The organism is Cellulomonas sp. JZ18, assembly GCF_009720485.1.
Lineage (GTDB): Bacteria > Actinomycetota > Actinomycetes > Actinomycetales > Cellulomonadaceae > Cellulomonas.
Window position 1 is genome coordinate 1,806,146 of sequence record NZ_CP045245.1, and the last position, 15,755, is coordinate 1,821,900.

At 72.8% G+C, this 15,755-nt stretch carries 13 protein-coding genes; 9 read left to right on the plus strand and 4 right to left on the minus strand.

The window, feature by feature from the left end:
* Window positions 1-95: 95 nt before the first annotated feature.
* The 7 genes from rpsA to GC089_RS08245 all read left to right on the plus strand — a co-directional run bounded on the left by rpsA (window position 96) and on the right by GC089_RS08245 (window position 7,936).
* Window positions 96-1,523 carry a 30S ribosomal protein S1 gene (rpsA, locus tag GC089_RS08215; protein ID WP_155377280.1) on the plus strand — a complete coding sequence of 476 codons (1,428 nt, stop codon included), beginning with the start codon at window positions 96-98 and terminating at the stop codon, window positions 1,521-1,523.
* A gap of 121 nt (window positions 1,524-1,644) precedes the next feature.
* Window positions 1,645-2,274: a dephospho-CoA kinase gene (coaE, locus tag GC089_RS08220; protein ID WP_155377281.1), complete on the plus strand. Its 630-nt coding sequence runs from the start codon at window positions 1,645-1,647 to the stop codon at window positions 2,272-2,274.
* A 214-nt stretch (window positions 2,275-2,488) separates the two neighbouring features.
* Window positions 2,489-2,938 (plus strand): hypothetical protein, encoded by a 450-nt coding sequence (locus GC089_RS08225; protein WP_155377282.1) that lies wholly within the window; start codon window positions 2,489-2,491, stop codon window positions 2,936-2,938.
* Window positions 2,939-3,068: 130 nt separating this feature from the next.
* Window positions 3,069-5,171: an excinuclease ABC subunit UvrB gene (gene uvrB / locus GC089_RS08230; RefSeq protein ID WP_155377283.1), complete on the plus strand. Its 2,103-nt coding sequence runs from the start codon at window positions 3,069-3,071 to the stop codon at window positions 5,169-5,171.
* A 19-nt stretch (window positions 5,172-5,190) separates the two neighbouring features.
* Complete coding sequence (locus tag GC089_RS08235; RefSeq protein WP_155377284.1) at window positions 5,191-5,628, plus strand: VOC family protein; 438 nt, start codon at window positions 5,191-5,193, stop codon at window positions 5,626-5,628.
* A 212-nt stretch (window positions 5,629-5,840) separates the two neighbouring features.
* Window positions 5,841-6,905 (plus strand): TerC family protein, encoded by a 1,065-nt coding sequence (locus GC089_RS08240; protein WP_155377285.1) that lies wholly within the window; start codon window positions 5,841-5,843, stop codon window positions 6,903-6,905.
* Complete coding sequence (locus GC089_RS08245; RefSeq protein ID WP_155377286.1) at window positions 6,902-7,936, plus strand: TerC family protein; 1,035 nt, start codon at window positions 6,902-6,904, stop codon at window positions 7,934-7,936. Before GC089_RS08240 ends, GC089_RS08245 begins: the two co-directional genes overlap by 4 nt.
* 76 nt (window positions 7,937-8,012) lie before the next feature.
* On the opposite strand, the gene GC089_RS08250 is transcribed toward GC089_RS08245, so the two are convergent.
* Window positions 8,013-8,306, minus strand: coding sequence for a YciI family protein (locus GC089_RS08250; RefSeq protein ID WP_155377287.1), 294 nt, complete (start codon window positions 8,304-8,306; stop codon window positions 8,013-8,015).
* A 119-nt stretch (window positions 8,307-8,425) separates the two neighbouring features.
* Here GC089_RS08250 and GC089_RS08255 point away from each other — a divergent pair, with 119 nt between their 5' ends.
* Complete coding sequence (locus GC089_RS08255; protein ID WP_155377288.1) at window positions 8,426-9,589, plus strand: acyl-CoA dehydrogenase family protein; 1,164 nt, start codon at window positions 8,426-8,428, stop codon at window positions 9,587-9,589.
* Between the two features lie 33 nt (window positions 9,590-9,622).
* Here GC089_RS08255 and GC089_RS08260 read toward each other — a convergent pair whose 3' ends face one another.
* A complete protein-coding gene (locus tag GC089_RS08260; RefSeq protein WP_230685151.1) occupies window positions 9,623-10,330 on the minus strand; it encodes an MBL fold metallo-hydrolase in 708 nt (235 codons plus the stop codon).
* Window positions 10,327-12,204, minus strand: a complete 1,878-nt coding sequence (locus tag GC089_RS08265) for a glycoside hydrolase family 15 protein (protein WP_155377289.1) — start codon at window positions 12,202-12,204, stop codon at window positions 10,327-10,329. The genes GC089_RS08260 and GC089_RS08265 overlap by 4 nt, the downstream gene beginning before the upstream one ends.
* A gap of 125 nt (window positions 12,205-12,329) precedes the next feature.
* Here GC089_RS08265 and uvrA point away from each other — a divergent pair, with 125 nt between their 5' ends.
* Entirely contained in the window at window positions 12,330-15,197 is a 2,868-nt protein-coding gene (gene uvrA, locus GC089_RS08270) for an excinuclease ABC subunit UvrA (RefSeq protein ID WP_155377290.1), read from the plus strand.
* Between the two features lie 21 nt (window positions 15,198-15,218).
* On the opposite strand, the gene GC089_RS08275 is transcribed toward uvrA, so the two are convergent.
* Complete coding sequence (locus GC089_RS08275) at window positions 15,219-15,728, minus strand: OsmC family protein (protein WP_155377291.1); 510 nt, start codon at window positions 15,726-15,728, stop codon at window positions 15,219-15,221.
* Between the last annotated feature and the right edge of the window lie 27 nt (window positions 15,729-15,755).

Consider the following 15,755-nt stretch of genomic DNA (forward strand, 5'->3'; position numbering starts at 1 on the left):
ACCCCTCCCACGTCCGTACTACTCCCTGTCCGCATCGGAGCCCACCACTACATGAGCATCTCCACCCCGCGAAGCCCGCCACGCCGCAGGTCGCGGTGAACGACATCGGTTCGGCCGAGGACTTCCTGGCCGCGATCGACGCCACCATCAAGTACTTCAACGACGGTGACATCGTCGAGGGCACGATCGTCAAGGTCGACCGCGACGAGGTCCTCCTCGACATCGGCTACAAGACCGAGGGCGTCATCCCGTCCCGTGAGCTGTCGATCAAGCACGACGTCGACCCGGGCGAGGTCGTCCAGGTCGGCGACCAGGTCGAGGCCCTGGTCCTCCAGAAGGAGGACAAGGAGGGCCGGCTGATCCTGTCCAAGAAGCGGGCGCAGTACGAGCGCGCGTGGGGCACGATCGAGAGGATCAAGGAGGAGGACGGCGTCGTCACCGGCACCGTCATCGAGGTCGTCAAGGGCGGCCTCATCCTCGACATCGGTCTGCGTGGCTTCCTGCCCGCCTCGCTCGTCGAGATGCGTCGTGTCCGCGACCTCCAGCCGTACGTCGGCAAGGAGATCGAGGCGAAGATCATCGAGCTCGACAAGAACCGCAACAACGTGGTCCTGTCGCGCCGCGCGTGGCTCGAGCAGACGCAGTCCGAGGTCCGCTCCACCTTCCTGCAGACGCTGCAGAAGGGCCAGGTGCGCCCCGGTGTCGTCTCCTCGATCGTCAACTTCGGTGCGTTCGTCGACCTGGGCGGCGTGGACGGGCTCGTGCACGTCTCCGAGCTGTCCTGGAAGCACATCGACCACCCGTCCGAGGTCGTCGAGGTCGGCCAGGAGGTCACGGTCGAGGTGCTCGAGGTCGACTTCGACCGTGAGCGCGTCTCCCTGTCGCTGAAGGCGACGCAGGAGGACCCGTGGCAGGCGTTCGCCCGGACGCACGCCATCGGCCAGGTCGTGCCCGGCAAGGTCACGAAGCTCGTGCCGTTCGGTGCGTTCGTGCGCGTCGAGGACGGCATCGAGGGCCTCGTGCACATCTCGGAGCTGGCCGTGCGCCACGTCGAGATCCCCGAGCAGGTCGTGCAGGTCGGCGACGACGTCTTCGTCAAGGTCATCGACATCGACCTCGAGCGTCGCCGCATCTCGCTGTCGCTCAAGCAGGCGAACGAGGGCTTCGACCCCGAGTCGGACGACTTCGACCCCGCGCTGTACGGCATGGCGGCCGAGTACGACGAGCAGGGCAACTACAAGTACCCCGAGGGCTTCGACCCGACCACGAACGAGTGGCTCGAGGGCTTCGAGGCGCAGCGCGAGGCGTGGGAGGCCCAGTACGCGGCCGCGCACGAGCGCTGGGAGGCGCACCGCAAGCAGGTCGCCGAGGCGAACCGTGCGGACGCCGAGGCGGGCAACGAGTCGGCCGGCACCGGCGGTGCCGCCCCGTCGACGTACTCGTCGTCGACCGAGGAGGTCACCGGCACCCTCGCGTCGGACGAGGCGCTCGCCGCGCTCCGCGAGAAGCTCACGGGCAACTGACGTCACGCGGGTCCCGTCCCGCGTCCGTCACGACGGCCGGTCACCCCTCGGGGGTGGCCGGCCGTCGGCGTCCCCGGCCGACGAGGTCGCGTCGAGGCGTCGGGCCCGCCACGATGGGCACGTGCAGCGCATCGGTCTGACGGGCGGCATCGCCGCGGGCAAGTCGGTGGCGGCGCGGCGGCTCGCGTCGCGCGGCGCGGTGGTCGTCGACCACGACGTGCTCGCCCGTGAGGCGGTGGCACCGGGGTCGGCCGGGCTCGACGCCGTCGTGGAGGCGTTCGGGCCCGACGTCCTGACCGACGACGGCGCCCTCGACCGGCCGGCGCTGGCCCGGGTGGTGTTCTCCGACCCCGCGGCCCGCGCCCGGCTCGACGCGATCGTCCACCCGGTGGTGCGCCGGCTGGCCGCCGAGCGGGAGGCGGCCGCGGCGACGGCGGACCCGTCGGCGGTGGTCGTGCACGACATCCCGCTGCTCGTGGAGACCGGGCAGGCCGACCGGTTCCACCTCGTCGTCGTCGTGCACGCCCCGGCGGTCCTGCGCGTCGAGCGCCTGGTGCGGCTGCGCGGGATGGACCGTGGCGATGCGGAGGCACGGGTCGGTGCGCAGGCGCGCGACGAGGCCCGGCTCGCCGTCGCCGACGTGGTGCTCGACGGGACGGGCGGGGACGCCGACCTGGAGCGCCAGGTGGACGACCTGTGGGAGCGGCTCGCGGTCGAGCGGGCGGCCGAGGCGGAGGCGGGCCTCACCTGATCGGGTGCCCGGTGCGGCGACCCGTTCCGCGGACCACCGGGGTCCGGGTACGGTCGCCTCGCCCGACGGGACGTGCTCGGCCGTCCGGGTGAACTCGGACCGGGAAGCGCATGCCCGCGCCTCCGACGTCCGATCAGGGAGACCAGGCGCAGAGCTGCGCCGACGTGGTGGGCGAGGACGGCCACCACGACGCGGACGGATCCCGGGAGGGACCATGGCGCTCCAGTCGGTCGGCACCAACGGGTGGGAGGCGCGCCCCGCCCAGTCGAAGGCCTCGGTCTCGGTGGCGAGCCGCAGCCTCACGGCGAACCAGGTGCTCGACCTCGCGGCCCGGGCCGCGGGCGAGGTCGAGGACGGTCAGGGCTGGGTGCGGCCGCTCGAGCGCGGCTCGAACCGGCTGCGGCTCGTGGTGCGCGACCTCACGCGCGCCGACGACGAGCCCGTGCTGCACTTCGACGTCGAGGTCGACCGCGCGGTGGGTCGGGTGACCGCGCGCACGGTGATCCAGACCTTCGTCGTCAAGCAGTCGGCGGTCTCGGGGCTCGTGCCGGTCGCGCGGCGCAAGATCGCCGGCTTCACGGCGTACCGGGCGTTCATGCAGGGGTACGCCGCGCTGCTGTCGGCCGCCGACCCGGACGCGCACGTCTCCTACAGCGGGGACTGACCCCCCGGGCCGCTGCCGGCGGGGCCGGGACGCCGCCGGCGGCGGGCGGGCACGGCTGCGGCGTACGCCCTGCGCGGACGCGGCCCCCGCACGCACCGTCGTGTCGGTGGTCGGTCGTACCGTGGACGTCATGCGTCCCGTGACCGACCTGCAGCGGACCGTCGCGCCGTTCGAGGTGGTGTCGGAGTACACCCCGAGCGGCGACCAGCCCACCGCCATCGCCCAGCTCGCCGAGCGCATCCAGGCCGGCGAGAAGGACGTCGTGCTCCTCGGTGCCACCGGCACCGGCAAGTCCGCGACCACCGCCTGGCTCATCGAGAAGCTCCAGCGTCCGACGCTCGTCCTCGCGCCCAACAAGACGCTGGCCGCCCAGCTCGCGACGGAGTTCCGCGAGCTGCTGCCGAACAACGCGGTCGAGTACTTCGTGTCGTACTACGACTACTACCAGCCCGAGGCGTACATCGCGCAGTCGGACACCTACATCGAGAAGGACTCCTCGATCAACGAGGAGGTCGAGCGGCTGCGGCACTCCGCCACGAGCTCCCTGCTGACGCGGCGGGACGTCGTGGTGGTGGCGAGCGTGTCCTGCATCTACGGCCTGGGCACGCCGCAGGAGTACGTCGACCGCATGGTCACGCTGAACGTGGGCGACCAGGTGGACCGCGACCAGCTCCTGCGCCAGTTCGTGACGATGCAGTACTCCCGCAACGACATGGCGTTCACCCGCGGCACGTTCCGCGTCCGCGGCGACACCGTGGAGATCATCCCGGTGTACGAGGAGCTCGCGATCCGCATCGAGTTCTTCGGCGACGAGATCGAGGCGATCGCGACGCTGCACCCGCTCACGGGTGACGTCGTGCGCTCGGAGCAGCAGGTGCACGTGTTCCCGGCGACCCACTACGTCGCGGGTCCCGAGCGCATGGAGCGCGCGATCGCGAGCATCGAGGCCGAGCTCGAGGAGCGGCTCGCCGAGCTGGAGCGGCAGAACAAGCTGCTCGAGGCGCAGCGCCTGCAGATGCGGACGACCTACGACATCGAGATGATGCGCCAGGTCGGGTCGTGCTCCGGCATCGAGAACTACTCGCGGCACATCGACGGCCGTGCCCCCGGCTCGGCGCCGAACACCCTGCTCGACTACTTCCCGGAGGACTTCCTCCTGGTGATCGACGAGTCGCACGTGACGGTCCCGCAGATCGGGGCGATGTTCGAAGGCGACATGTCCCGCAAGCGCAGCCTCGTGGACCACGGCTTCCGCCTGCCGAGCGCGACGGACAACCGCCCCCTGCGGTGGGAGGAGTTCGTCGAGCGCATCGGGCAGACGGTGTACCTCTCCGCGACGCCGGGGAGCTACGAGCTGTCGATGGCGGACGGCGTGGTGGAGCAGATCATCCGTCCGACGGGTCTGGTGGACCCCGAGGTCGTCGTGAAGCCGACCCAGGGGCAGATCGACGACCTGCTCGGGGAGATCCGCGACCGCGTCGACCGCGACGAGCGCGTCCTGGTCACGACGCTGACCAAGAAGATGGCGGAGGACCTGACCGACTACCTGCTGGAGAAGGACGTCCGGGTCCGGTACCTGCACTCCGAGGTGGACACGCTGCGGCGCGTCGAGCTGCTGCGCGAGCTGCGGATGGGGCAGTTCGACGTGCTCGTCGGCATCAACCTGCTCCGTGAGGGCCTCGACCTGCCGGAGGTCTCGCTGGTCGCGATCCTCGACGCCGACAAGGAGGGCTTCCTGCGCTCGGGCACCTCGCTCATCCAGACGATCGGACGTGCGGCGCGCAACGTCTCCGGTCAGGTGCACATGTACGCCGACCGGATCACGCCGGCGATGGCCAGCGCGATCGACGAGACGAACCGGCGGCGCGAGCGGCAGATCGCCTACAACCGCGAGCACGGCATCGACCCGCAGCCCCTGCGCAAGCGCATCAACGACATCACGGACCTGCTCGCGCGGGAGGACGCCGACACCGCGGAGCTGCTCGGCGGCGCGGGACGCCAGGCGAGCCGCGGCAAGGCGCCCGTGCCCGGGCTGGGGTCGAAGGGCGGTGGCGACGACCGCACGCGCCTCGTCGGGGCGGCGGCCGGCGAGCTCGCCGACCTCATCCAGCAGCTCACCGAGCAGATGCACGCCGCCGCGGCGGAGCTCCAGTTCGAGCTCGCGGCCCGGCTGCGCGACGAGATCTCGGGGCTCAAGAAGGAGCTCCGGCAGATGCACGCCGCCACCGCCTGACAGCGACCCGGAGGACTCGATGGACCGCAGGTTCCAGCTCACGTTCGACGCGCTCGACCCGCAGGCCCTCGGGACCTTCTGGACCCACGTGCTGGGTTACGTGGAGGAGCCCCCGCCGGAGGGCTTCGACGACTGGGAGTCGGCGCTGCGTGCCTGGGGCATGCCGGAGGAGCGGTGGAACGACGGGTACGCGATCGTCGACCCCGCCGGCGAGGGACCGCGGATCTTCCTGCAGCGCGTGCCCGAGGGGAAGACCGCGAAGAACCGCATGCACCTCGACGTCGGGCTGCCCGGGGGCGGTCCGCGCGGCGCCGATCCGGACCGCGCGGGCGTGCGGGCCCGGGCGGCCGAGCTGGCGGAGCTGGGCGGTCGCGTCGTGGGGGAGTTCGACGAGCCGGGGTCCGGCTTCTGGGTCGTCATGCAGGACCCGGAGGGCAACGAGTTCTGCCTCGTCTGAGGCGGGCCCTCGGGGCGCGCCTCTCGTGCGGGCACCTATGATGGTCGCCGGAGGGGAGTACTCCCCGCGACGTCATCGTCATCACGGTCGCCAGTGTCGCCGGCCCGGTGCCGTCGGCTGCGTCGCACGACCTGGGCCCCGCACGGGCTCCGCGCGTGCGCTGGCGGAAGAGACCTCCGGTCATCCGTCGTACCGATCGAGAGGTCTGACCTGTGGACGTTCCCGGCTGGGTGTGGGCCATCACGGTCGGCGGCATCCTCGTGATGCTCGCCGTCGACTACGTGGGGCACGTGCGCTCGCCGCACGAGCCGACGCTGCGCGAGTCCGCGTGGTGGTCGGCCGGCTACGTCGGCGTCGCCCTGCTGTTCGGCGTCCTCGTGTGGGCGTTCGCCGGCGGGCAGTACGGCGGTGAGTACTTCGCGGGCTACATCACCGAGAAGAGCCTGTCGGTCGACAACCTCTTCGTGTTCGTCCTCATCATGGCGAGCTTCCGCGTGCCGCGGCTGTACCAGCAGAAGGTGCTGCTCATCGGCATCACGATCGCGCTCGTGCTGCGGACGGTGTTCATCTTCGTCGGCGCGGCGCTGATCGAGAACCTCAGCTGGATCTTCTACGTCTTCGGCGCGTTCCTGCTGTACACGGCCTGGTCGCAGATCCGCTCGGGCAGCGAGGACGACGACGAGTACACCGAGAACGCCGCGCTGCGGCTGACGCGGCGCCTGTTCCGCACCACGGACGACTACGTCGAGGACAAGATGGTCGTGCGCCGCGACGGCGTGCGCCTCATCACCCCGATGCTCATCGTCATGGTCGCCATCGGGACGGCGGACATCATCTTCGCGGTCGACTCGATCCCCGCGATCTTCGGGCTGACCCAGGAGACGTACCTCGTCTTCGCCGCGAACGCGTTCTCGCTGCTCGGCCTGCGGCAGCTGTTCTTCCTCATCGACGGCCTGCTCGACAAGCTCGTGTACCTGTCCTACGGGCTGGGGGCCATCCTCGCGTTCATCGGCGTCAAGCTCGTCATCCACGCCCTGCACACCAACGAGGTGCCGTTCGTCAACGGGGGCGAGCACGTCGAGGTGATCCCCGAGATCTCGACCCCGGTCTCGCTCGGGTTCATCGTGGTGACGCTCGCGGTCACCACGGTCCTCTCGCTGCGCCGCACCCGGCGGGACGCGCGCGCCAGCGCGCTGAACCACGCGTCCAAGCAGGAGGCGCAGCTCGGCGTGCACCTCGACGGGCCGGTCGAGGACGCCGAGGGCCGCCGTCCGTGACGCACGAGCTCCCCGCGGCCTTCCAGGTCGTCTCCCTCGTCGCGGTCGTGGGGGTCCTGCTCGTGGACCTCGCGATCGTGCGTCGTCGGCCGCACGTGCCGTCGACCCGCGAGAGCGTCACGTGGGTGGCGGTCTACGTCGGGCTCGCGCTGGTCTTCGCCGGCCTGCTCGCCCTCGTGGGCGGCGCGGCACCGGCCGAGGAGTTCGTCGCGGGGTGGCTGACGGAGTACAGCCTCTCCGTCGACAACCTGTTCGTCTTCCTGCTCATCATGTCGAGCTTCGCGGTGCCGCGGGAGCAGCAGCAGCGGGTGCTCATGGTCGGCATCGTCGTCGCCCTGGTGCTGCGGGGGCTGTTCATCCTCGCGGGCGCGGCGATCATCGAGCGCAACACCTGGGTCTTCTACCTCTTCGGCGCCTTCCTCGTGTACACGGCGGTCAAGCTCGTGCGCGAGGGCAGCGGCGGTGACGAGGAGTACGAGGAGAACGCGGTCGTGCGCCTGGCGCGGCGCGTCCTGCCGATGGCGCCCGGGTACGACGGCGGCAAGGTGCGCACCGTGCACGACGGGCGCCGCGTCTTCACGCCCCTGCTGGTCGTCTTCCTCGCGATCGGCACCACGGACCTGCTGTTCGCGTTCGACTCCATCCCCGCGATCTTCGGGCTCACGCACGACCCGTTCGTCGTCTTCACCGCGAACGTCTTCGCCCTCATGGGGCTGCGGCAGCTGTACTTCCTGCTCGGCGGGCTGCTCGACCGGCTCGTGTACCTGCCGTACGGGCTGGCGGCGATCCTCGCGTTCATCGGCGGCAAGCTCGTGCTCGAGGCGCTCGCCACGAACTCGCTGCCGTTCGTCCACGGGGGCGAGCCGTTCGCGTGGGCGCCCGAGGTGCCGACGTGGCTGTCGCTCGTCGTCATCGCGGTCGCGCTGCTGACCGCCACCGCCGCGAGCCTGCTCGTGCCGCGTCCGGCCGCGGCCGGCGAGGCGTCGCCCGCCGCCCCGCGTACGGCGACGGAGCCGGCCACCGAGGCCTGAGCGCGCGGCCGCCCCGCCGTCCGGGCGCCACGCGCCGCGACCCGCGCGGGAGGGGCCGGGAGGCGCCCGCCGCCCGTCAGGCCCCCGCTGCCCAGGGCCCGAGGACGAGGTTCCACGTGCGCACCTCGGTCACCGCGACCAGCCCCTCGCGCGCGAACGGGTCGTCGGCGAGGAGCCCGCGCAGCGACGCCTCGTCGTCGGCGCGGAACACGAGGAGCGCGCCGGGCTCCGCCTCGTCCGCGAAGGGGCCCGAGCCGAGCAGCACGCCGCGGTCGGCGAGCTCGGCGAGCCAGCCCCGGTGCTCCGGGCGGACCGCGTCGCGCACGTCGGACCGGTCGTCGTAGGTGTAGCGGACGGCGAAGAGGGTCATGCCGTCATCCTGCCGCAGGGCGGTCGGCCGGGACCCGGGGCGTCCGCCGGCGCGGAGCCCGGAGCACCTGCGCGGCGGTGGCAGAGTGGACGCATGACCCCGACGACGGGCGGCGACCGATGACCCGGTCCCTGCGCACCCTGCTCACCGACGACCTGCTCGAGCGCGTGCACGCGCGCGCGGACGGCCACGACCGCGCGAACACGTTCCCCCACGACGACCTCGCCGACCTCGTCGCGGCCGGGTACCTCAGGGCGTTCGTGCCCGAGCGCCTCGGCGGGGCGGGCCTCACCCTCGAGGAGGTCGCGCGCGAGCAGGTACGGCTCGCGGCCGCCGCGCCGGCCACCGCGCTGGCCGTGAACATGCACCTCGTCGTCACGGGCCTCGCGGCGCTGCTGGTCGCGCGCGGCGACGACTCGGTCGAGTTCGTCCTGCGTGACGCCGCCGCCGGCGAGGTGTTCGCGTTCGGCAACTCCGAGGCCGGCAACGACCTCGTGATGTTCGGCTCCCGCACGCGCGCGGAGCGCACCGAGGACGGCGGCTACCGGTACACCGGCACCAAGATCTTCACGTCGCTCTCGCCGGTCTGGACGCGCCTGGCGACGTTCGGGCTCGACGACTCCGACCCCGAGGACCCGCGGCTCGTGCACGGTGTCGTCGCCCGCGAGGACGGCGGTGTGACGACGAAGGACGACTGGGACACGCTCGGGATGCGGGCGACGCAGTCCGCGACGACGGTCCTGGAGGGCGCGCACGCGCCCGCGGACCGCGTCTACCGCCGGCTGCCCGTCGGTCCGAGCGCCGACCCCTTCGTGTTCGCGCTGTTCGCGGTGTTCGAGATCCTGCTCGGTGCCGTCTACACGGGGATCGGCCGCCGTGCGCTCGAGCTCGCCGTGCAGCACGCCCGCCGGCGCACGTCGTTCAAGCACGGCGGACGGTCCTACGCGCAGGACCCGGACATCCGCTGGCGGGTGGCGGACGCCGCGCTCGCGCAGGACGGCGCGGAGCTGCAGGTGTTCGCGCTGGCGCGGGACGTGGACGAGCAGGCCGACCACGGCAGCCGGTGGTTCGCGCAGCTCGTGGGGCTGAAGGTGCGGGCGACGGAGACCGCCCGCGTCGTCGTCGACCTGGCGCTGCGCGTCTCGGGCGGCGGGGCCTACTTCACGGGCAGCGAGCTCGCGCGCCTCTACCGCGACGTCCTCGCGGGCATCTACCACCCGTCGGACGACGAGTCCGCGCACGCGACGGTCGCCGCGTCCGTGCTGGGACCGCTCGAGGAGTGACCCCGCGGACCCGCCGGCGCCCGGCGGGTCCGCTCACCAGCCGCGCTCGCGCCACTGCGCCAGCTGCGGGCGCTCGGCGCCGAGCGTCGTGTCACGGCCGTGCCCGGGGTAGACCCACGTCGCGTCGTCGAAGCGGTCGAACACCCGCGTGACGACGTCGTCGAGCAGCTGGGCGAACCGGGCGGGCTCGCCGCCCGTCGCTCCGACGCCGCCGGGGAAGAGGCTGTCGCCGGTGAACAGGTGCACCCGGTGCGACACGGCGTCGGGCGCCTGCACGTGCTCCGGCTCGCGCAGCGCGAGGGCCACCGACCCGGGGGTGTGACCCCGCAGGCCGACGACCTCGAGCACGAGGTGGCCGACCGTCAGGGTGTCGCCGTGCAGCAGCCGACGGGGGACCGGGCGGTCGACCTGGGCGGCGACCGCGTCGGCGTCGTCCGCGCCCGCGGCGAGGACCGCGCCCGTGACGGCCTCCACGGACGCGAGCGCGCCGAGGTGGTCGGCGTGGCGGTGCGTGGTCACGACGACGTCGAGGCGCGCCGACCCCGACCCCTCCCGCACGAGCGCGAGCAGCCGGTCCGGGTCGGCGGCCGCGTCGACGAGCAGCTGCGCCCCGGACCGGCGGCACGTCACCAGGTACGCGTTGTTGTCCATCGGGCCGACCGCCACCTTGCGGATCTCCGCGTCGTCGAGCACGCGCAGCGCCGTCGGCCCACCCACGTGCACGTCACCGGTGTACGTCACGCGGCGTCCTCCCTGCCGGCCGTCACCGGCTGCGCGCGGCGCCCGGCGGTGCGACGCAGGGCGAGCTGGTGGCTGTGTGCCGCCCGCACGAGCGCGAGGTGCGAGAGCGCCTGCGGGACGTTGCCGAGCATCCTGCCCGTGGCCGGGTCGTACTGCTCGGCGAGCAGCCCCAGGTCGCCGCCCAGGGGCACGAGCGCGTCGAGCACGCGGGTCGCCCCCTCGACGTCGTCGGCCCGGGCGAGGGCGTCCGCGAGCCAGAACGAGCACGCGAGGAACGGCGCCTCGTGGCCCTGCAGGCCGTCGTCGGTCCGCTCCGTGCGGTACCGCAGCAGGAGGCCCGGGGCGACCTCGAGCTCCTCGCGCACCGCGGCCACGGTGGCGAGCACGCGCGGGTCGTCGGCCGGCAGGAAGCCGACCTGGGGGATCTGCAGCAGGGACGCGTCCGTGTGCCGGGCGCCGTAGTGCTGGACGAAGGTGCCGCGCTCGGCGGACCAGCCGTGCGCGAGCACGTCGGCGTGGATCTCGTCGCGCACGGCACGCCAGCGTGCGAGGGGGGCGTCCAGGCCGTGCAGCTCCGCCGCGCGCACGGCGCGGTCGACGGCCGCCCAGGCCATGACCTTGGAGTGCGTGAAGTGACGCGGCTCGCCGCGCACCTCCCAGATGCCGCGGTCCGGCCGGCGCCAGTCGGCGAGCAGGGCGTCGAGGAGGTGACGCTGCAGGGACCACGAGTCGGTCGTCTCGGCCAGACCCGCCGCACGGGCCATGGCCAGCGCGCTCATCACCTCGCCCAGGACGTCGTGCTGCACCTGGCCGGCGGCCGCGTTGCCCACGCGGACGGGCCGCGAGCCGGCGTACCCCGGCAGGTGGTCGAGGGTCGCCTCGCGGAGCCGGCGGCCGCCGTCGAGCCGGTACATGATCTGCAGGTCCCGCGGGTCGCCCGCGACGGCGCGCATGAGCCAGTCGCGCCACTCGGTCGCCTCGGCCCGGAAGCCCTGCTCGATGAGCGCCTCGAGCGTGAGGGCCGCGTCGCGCAGCCAGCAGAAGCGGTAGTCCCAGTTGCGCTCGCCGCCCGGCGACTCGGGCAGCGAGGTCGTCGCCGCGGCGACGATCCCACCGGTCGTGGCGTCGGTGAGCATGCGCAGCACCAGCAGGGAGCGCACGACGGCCTCCCGGTACGGCCCGTCGTAGGTGCAGTCGCGCGCCCACAGGCCCCACGCGATCGCGGTGGAGTCGACGCGGGACTCGACGGTCAGGCGCGGCGGGACCTCGCACCAGGACGGGACCCACGTGAGCGCGAGCTCGAGGTGCTCGCCCGCACGCAGCGTGACGTCGTCGCGGTGGTGGCGGTCGTCCGCCCGGGGCAGCCGGTCGCCGCGCAGCACGAGCGAGTCCGGCCCTGCGACGGCCCGGATCGCGTCGTCGCCGTCCCGGTCCGGCTCGTGGCGTACCCAGGGCTCGACGTCGCCGTAGCCGAAGCGCACGGTCCACTCGTGCTCCACGTGCACCTCGCCCTCCGTGCACGTGACGCGGCGGACGAGGTCGGCGCGGCCGTCGCCCAGCGGCATCGCGTCGGTGACGACCGCCGTCCCGGTGGGGGAGCGGTACGTCGTCTCCAGCACGAACGAGTCCCCGCGCCACCGCCGCGCGACGTGCGTGGCGTCGGGGACGGTCAGCAGCCAGCGGCCGTGCTCGGGACCGCCGAGGAGCGCGGCGAAGCAGGCGTCCGAGTCGAAGCGCGGCAGGCACAGCCAGTCGACCGAGCCACGCAGCGACACCAGCGCGGCCGTGTGGCCGTCGCCGAGCACCGCGTACTCCTCGATGGGCGCCTGACCGGGCAGGAGGCGGGCCGCGGCGGGCCGCTGCGGAGTCGTCATCGCGTCCAGCATGCGCGTCGCGCGCGGGGGGCGCGCGTCGGCGCACGTGCCGCAGGTGCGAGCCGGCCGGACGTGACCTCGAACACGTGTGCGATTGTCGGTGCCCGGACGTAGACTCGTCCGCTGTGAACGATCGCCTCGTGGTCCGCGGTGCCCGGGAGCACAACCTGCGCAACGTCGACCTCGACCTGCCCCGTGACGCGCTCATCGCGTTCACGGGCCTGTCGGGGTCCGGCAAGTCCTCGCTCGCGTTCGACACGATCTTCGCCGAGGGCCAGCGCCGCTACGTCGAGTCGCTGTCGGCGTACGCGCGGCAGTTCCTCGGGCAGATGGACAAGCCCGACGTCGACTTCATCGAGGGCCTGTCGCCCGCGGTGTCGATCGACCAGAAGTCGACGAACCGCAACCCCCGCTCGACGGTCGGGACGATCACCGAGGTCTACGACTACCTGCGCCTGCTGTTCGCGCGTGCGGGTACGCAGTACTGCCCCGTGTGCGGCGAGCGCGTGACCGCGCAGACGCCGCAGCAGATCGTCGACCGGCTGCTCGAGCTCCCCGAGGGCACGCGCTACCAGGTCCTCGCCCCCGTGGTGCGCGGGCGCAAGGGCGAGTACGCGGACCTGTTCCGCGAGCTGCAGGGCAAGGGCTTCGCGCGTGCGCGGGTGGACGGCGAGGTCGTCCAGCTCAGCGCGCCCCCGACGCTGGAGAAGAAGCTCAAGCACGACATCGACGTCGTCGTCGACCGCCTGGTGTCGCGCGAGGGCGTGCAGCGACGGCTGACGGACTCGGTCGAGACCGCCCTGCAGCTGGCGGGCGGCCTCGTCGTCGTCGAGCTCGTCGACGCCGACCCGGACGACCCCGAGCGCGAGCGCCGGTTCTCGGAGAACCGCGCCTGCCCGAACGACCACGTCCTGACGCTCGAGGAGATCGAGCCGCGCACCTTCTCGTTCAACGCGCCCTACGGCGCGTGCCCCGAGTGCACGGGCATCGGCTCGCGCCTCGAGGTCGACCCCGACCTCGTGATCCCCGACGACGAGCTCTCGCTCGCGCAGGGTGCCGTGGCGCCGTGGGCCCAGGTGTCGTCGGAGTACTTCACGCGCGTGCTGACCGCGCTGGCGCAGGACATGGGCTTCTCCATGGACACCCCCTGGCGTGCGCTGCCGAAGCGCGCCAAGGACGCCGTCCTGCACGGGCAGAACCACGAGGTGAAGGTCCGCTACAAGAACCGGTGGGGGCGCGAGCGCACCTACTCCACCGGCTTCGAGGGCGTCATCACGTTCCTGCACCGGCGCCACGCCGAGACGGAGTCGGACTGGAGCAAGGAGAAGTACGAGGCCTACATGCGCGAGGTGCCGTGCCCGGTCTGCCAGGGCGCGCGGCTCAAGCCCGAGGTGCTCGCGGTGCGTGTGGGCGGCATGTCGATCGCAGACGTGTGCGACCTGCCGATCGACGAGGCGGCGGTCTTCCTCAACGGCCTCGAGCTCGGGGAGCGCGAGCGCGCGATCGCCGCGCAGGTGCTCAAGGAGATCCAGGCGCGTCTGGGCTTCCTGCTCGACGTCGGCCTCGACTACCTGTCGCTGTCCCGTCCGGCGGGGACGCTCTCGGGCGGCGAGGCGCAGCGCATCCGGCTCGCGACGCAGATCGGGTCGGGGCTCGTCGGGGTGCTCTACGTGCTCGACGAGCCGTCGATCGGCCTGCACCAGCGCGACAACCGCCGGCTCATCGACACGCTCACCCGCCTGCGCGACCTCGGCAACACGCTCATCGTGGTCGAGCACGACGAGGACACCATCCGCACCGCGGACTGGGTCGTCGACATCGGTCCCGGTGCCGGCGAGCACGGCGGGCGCGTCGTGCACTCCGGCGACCTGCAGGGGCTGCTCGAGTCGCGCGAGTCGGTGACGGGCGCATACCTGTCCGGCCGACGTGCGATCGGCACGCCCGCGACGCGCCGCCCGGTCGACCCGAAGCGCCAGGTCACGGTCGTCGGTGCGCGCGAGCACAACCTCAAGGGGATCGACGTGTCGTTCCCGCTGGGGACGCTCACGGCGGTCACGGGCGTCTCCGGCTCGGGCAAGTCGACGCTCGTCAACTCGATCCTCTACACCGTCATGGCGAACGAGCTGAACGGCGCGCGCCAGGTCGCGGGGCGGCACAAGCGCGTGACCGGCCTCGACCAGCTCGACAAGGTCGTGCACGTCGACCAGGGCCCGATCGGCCGCACGCCGCGCTCCAACCCCGCGACCTACACCGGGGTGTGGGACCACATCCGACGGCTGTTCGCGGAGACGTCCGAGGCGAAGGTCCGCGGCTACACGCCCGGACGGTTCTCGTTCAACGTCAAGGGCGGTCGCTGCGAGGCGTGCTCGGGCGACGGCACCCTGAAGATCGAGATGAACTTCCTGCCCGACGTCTACGTGCCGTGCGAGGTCTGCCACGGCGCGCGGTACAACCGCGAGACGCTCGAGGTGCACTTCAAGGGCAAGACCGTCGCCGACGTGCTCGACATGCCGATCGCGGAGGCCGCCGAGTTCTTCGCGGCCGTGCCGGCGATCGCCCGGCACCTGCGCACCCTCGTCGACGTGGGCCTCGGCTACGTGCGCCTCGGGCAGCCCGCGCCGACGCTGTCCGGCGGTGAGGCGCAGCGCGTCAAGCTCGCCGCCGAGCTGCAGCGCCGCTCGACGGGGCGCACGGTGTACGTGCTCGACGAGCCCACGACGGGACTGCACTTCGAGGACATCCGCAAGCTGCTCGGCGTGCTGCAGTCGCTCGTCGACAAGGGGAACTCGGTGATCGTGATCGAGCACAACCTCGACGTCATCAAGAACGCCGACTGGGTCATCGACATGGGACCCGAGGGCGGCAACGGCGGCGGCACGGTCGTGGCCGAGGGGACCCCGGAGCACGTCGCGACGGTCCCCGAGAGCCACACCGGCCGGTTCCTCGCGGAGGTGCTCGAGACGGAGCGGGAGCGGGTGGCCGTCGGCGCGTGACGGCAGCGCCCGTCGTGCCGCTCAGCCGGCGGGCGTCCCGTAGGTCAGCGGAGCCGGGTCGTGCCGCACGGGGAAGTTGACCGACCGGGCGATGAAGCAGTGCTGGTGGGCGGCGACGTGCAGCTCGGCCAGCACCGCGTCGACGACCGGCGCACCGTCCGGGAGGGTCGCCCCGGCCAGGACCCGGACGCGCGGCCGCAGGACGACCTCGGTGAACTGGCCGTGCCCGGCGGCCTCGACGCGCATGGACCCCGTCGGCTGGTCCGCGTACCCCACCACCACGACGCCGCGCTGCGCGGCCAGGTGCAGGAACCACAGCATGTGGCACTGCGCGAGCGCGCCCACCAGCAGGTCCTCCGGCGACCACCGCGTCGGGTCGCCCCGGAAGGCCGGGTCCGAGGAACCCGCGAGCACGGTCTTGCCCGGCGCCGAGAGCTCGTGGTCGCGGCCGTACGACGTGTAGGAGGCGGTGCCGGCGTCGCCTGCGCCGGTCCACAGCAGGTCGACGGTGTACGTGTGGACGGGCGGCATGACGTCACACTACGAGCGCCCGTCGCG

What these genes read in the sequence shown, in the direction of transcription:
- GC089_RS08265 (WP_155377289.1), bottom strand. Translation starts at nt 12,204, where the DNA reads ATGACGACTCCGCAGCGGCCCGCCGCGGCCCGCCTCCTGCCCGGTCAG.
- GC089_RS08255 (WP_155377288.1), top strand. Translation starts at nt 8,426, where the DNA reads ATGACCCGGTCCCTGCGCACCCTGCTCACCGACGACCTGCTCGAGCGC.
- GC089_RS08275 (WP_155377291.1), bottom strand. Translation starts at nt 15,728, where the DNA reads ATGCCGCCCGTCCACACGTACACCGTCGACCTGCTGTGGACCGGCGCA.
- GC089_RS08235 (WP_155377284.1), top strand. Translation starts at nt 5,191, where the DNA reads ATGGACCGCAGGTTCCAGCTCACGTTCGACGCGCTCGACCCGCAGGCC.
- GC089_RS08250 (WP_155377287.1), bottom strand. Translation starts at nt 8,306, where the DNA reads ATGACCCTCTTCGCCGTCCGCTACACCTACGACGACCGGTCCGACGTG.
- GC089_RS08225 (WP_155377282.1), top strand. Translation starts at nt 2,489, where the DNA reads ATGGCGCTCCAGTCGGTCGGCACCAACGGGTGGGAGGCGCGCCCCGCC.
- uvrB (WP_155377283.1), top strand. Translation starts at nt 3,069, where the DNA reads ATGCGTCCCGTGACCGACCTGCAGCGGACCGTCGCGCCGTTCGAGGTG.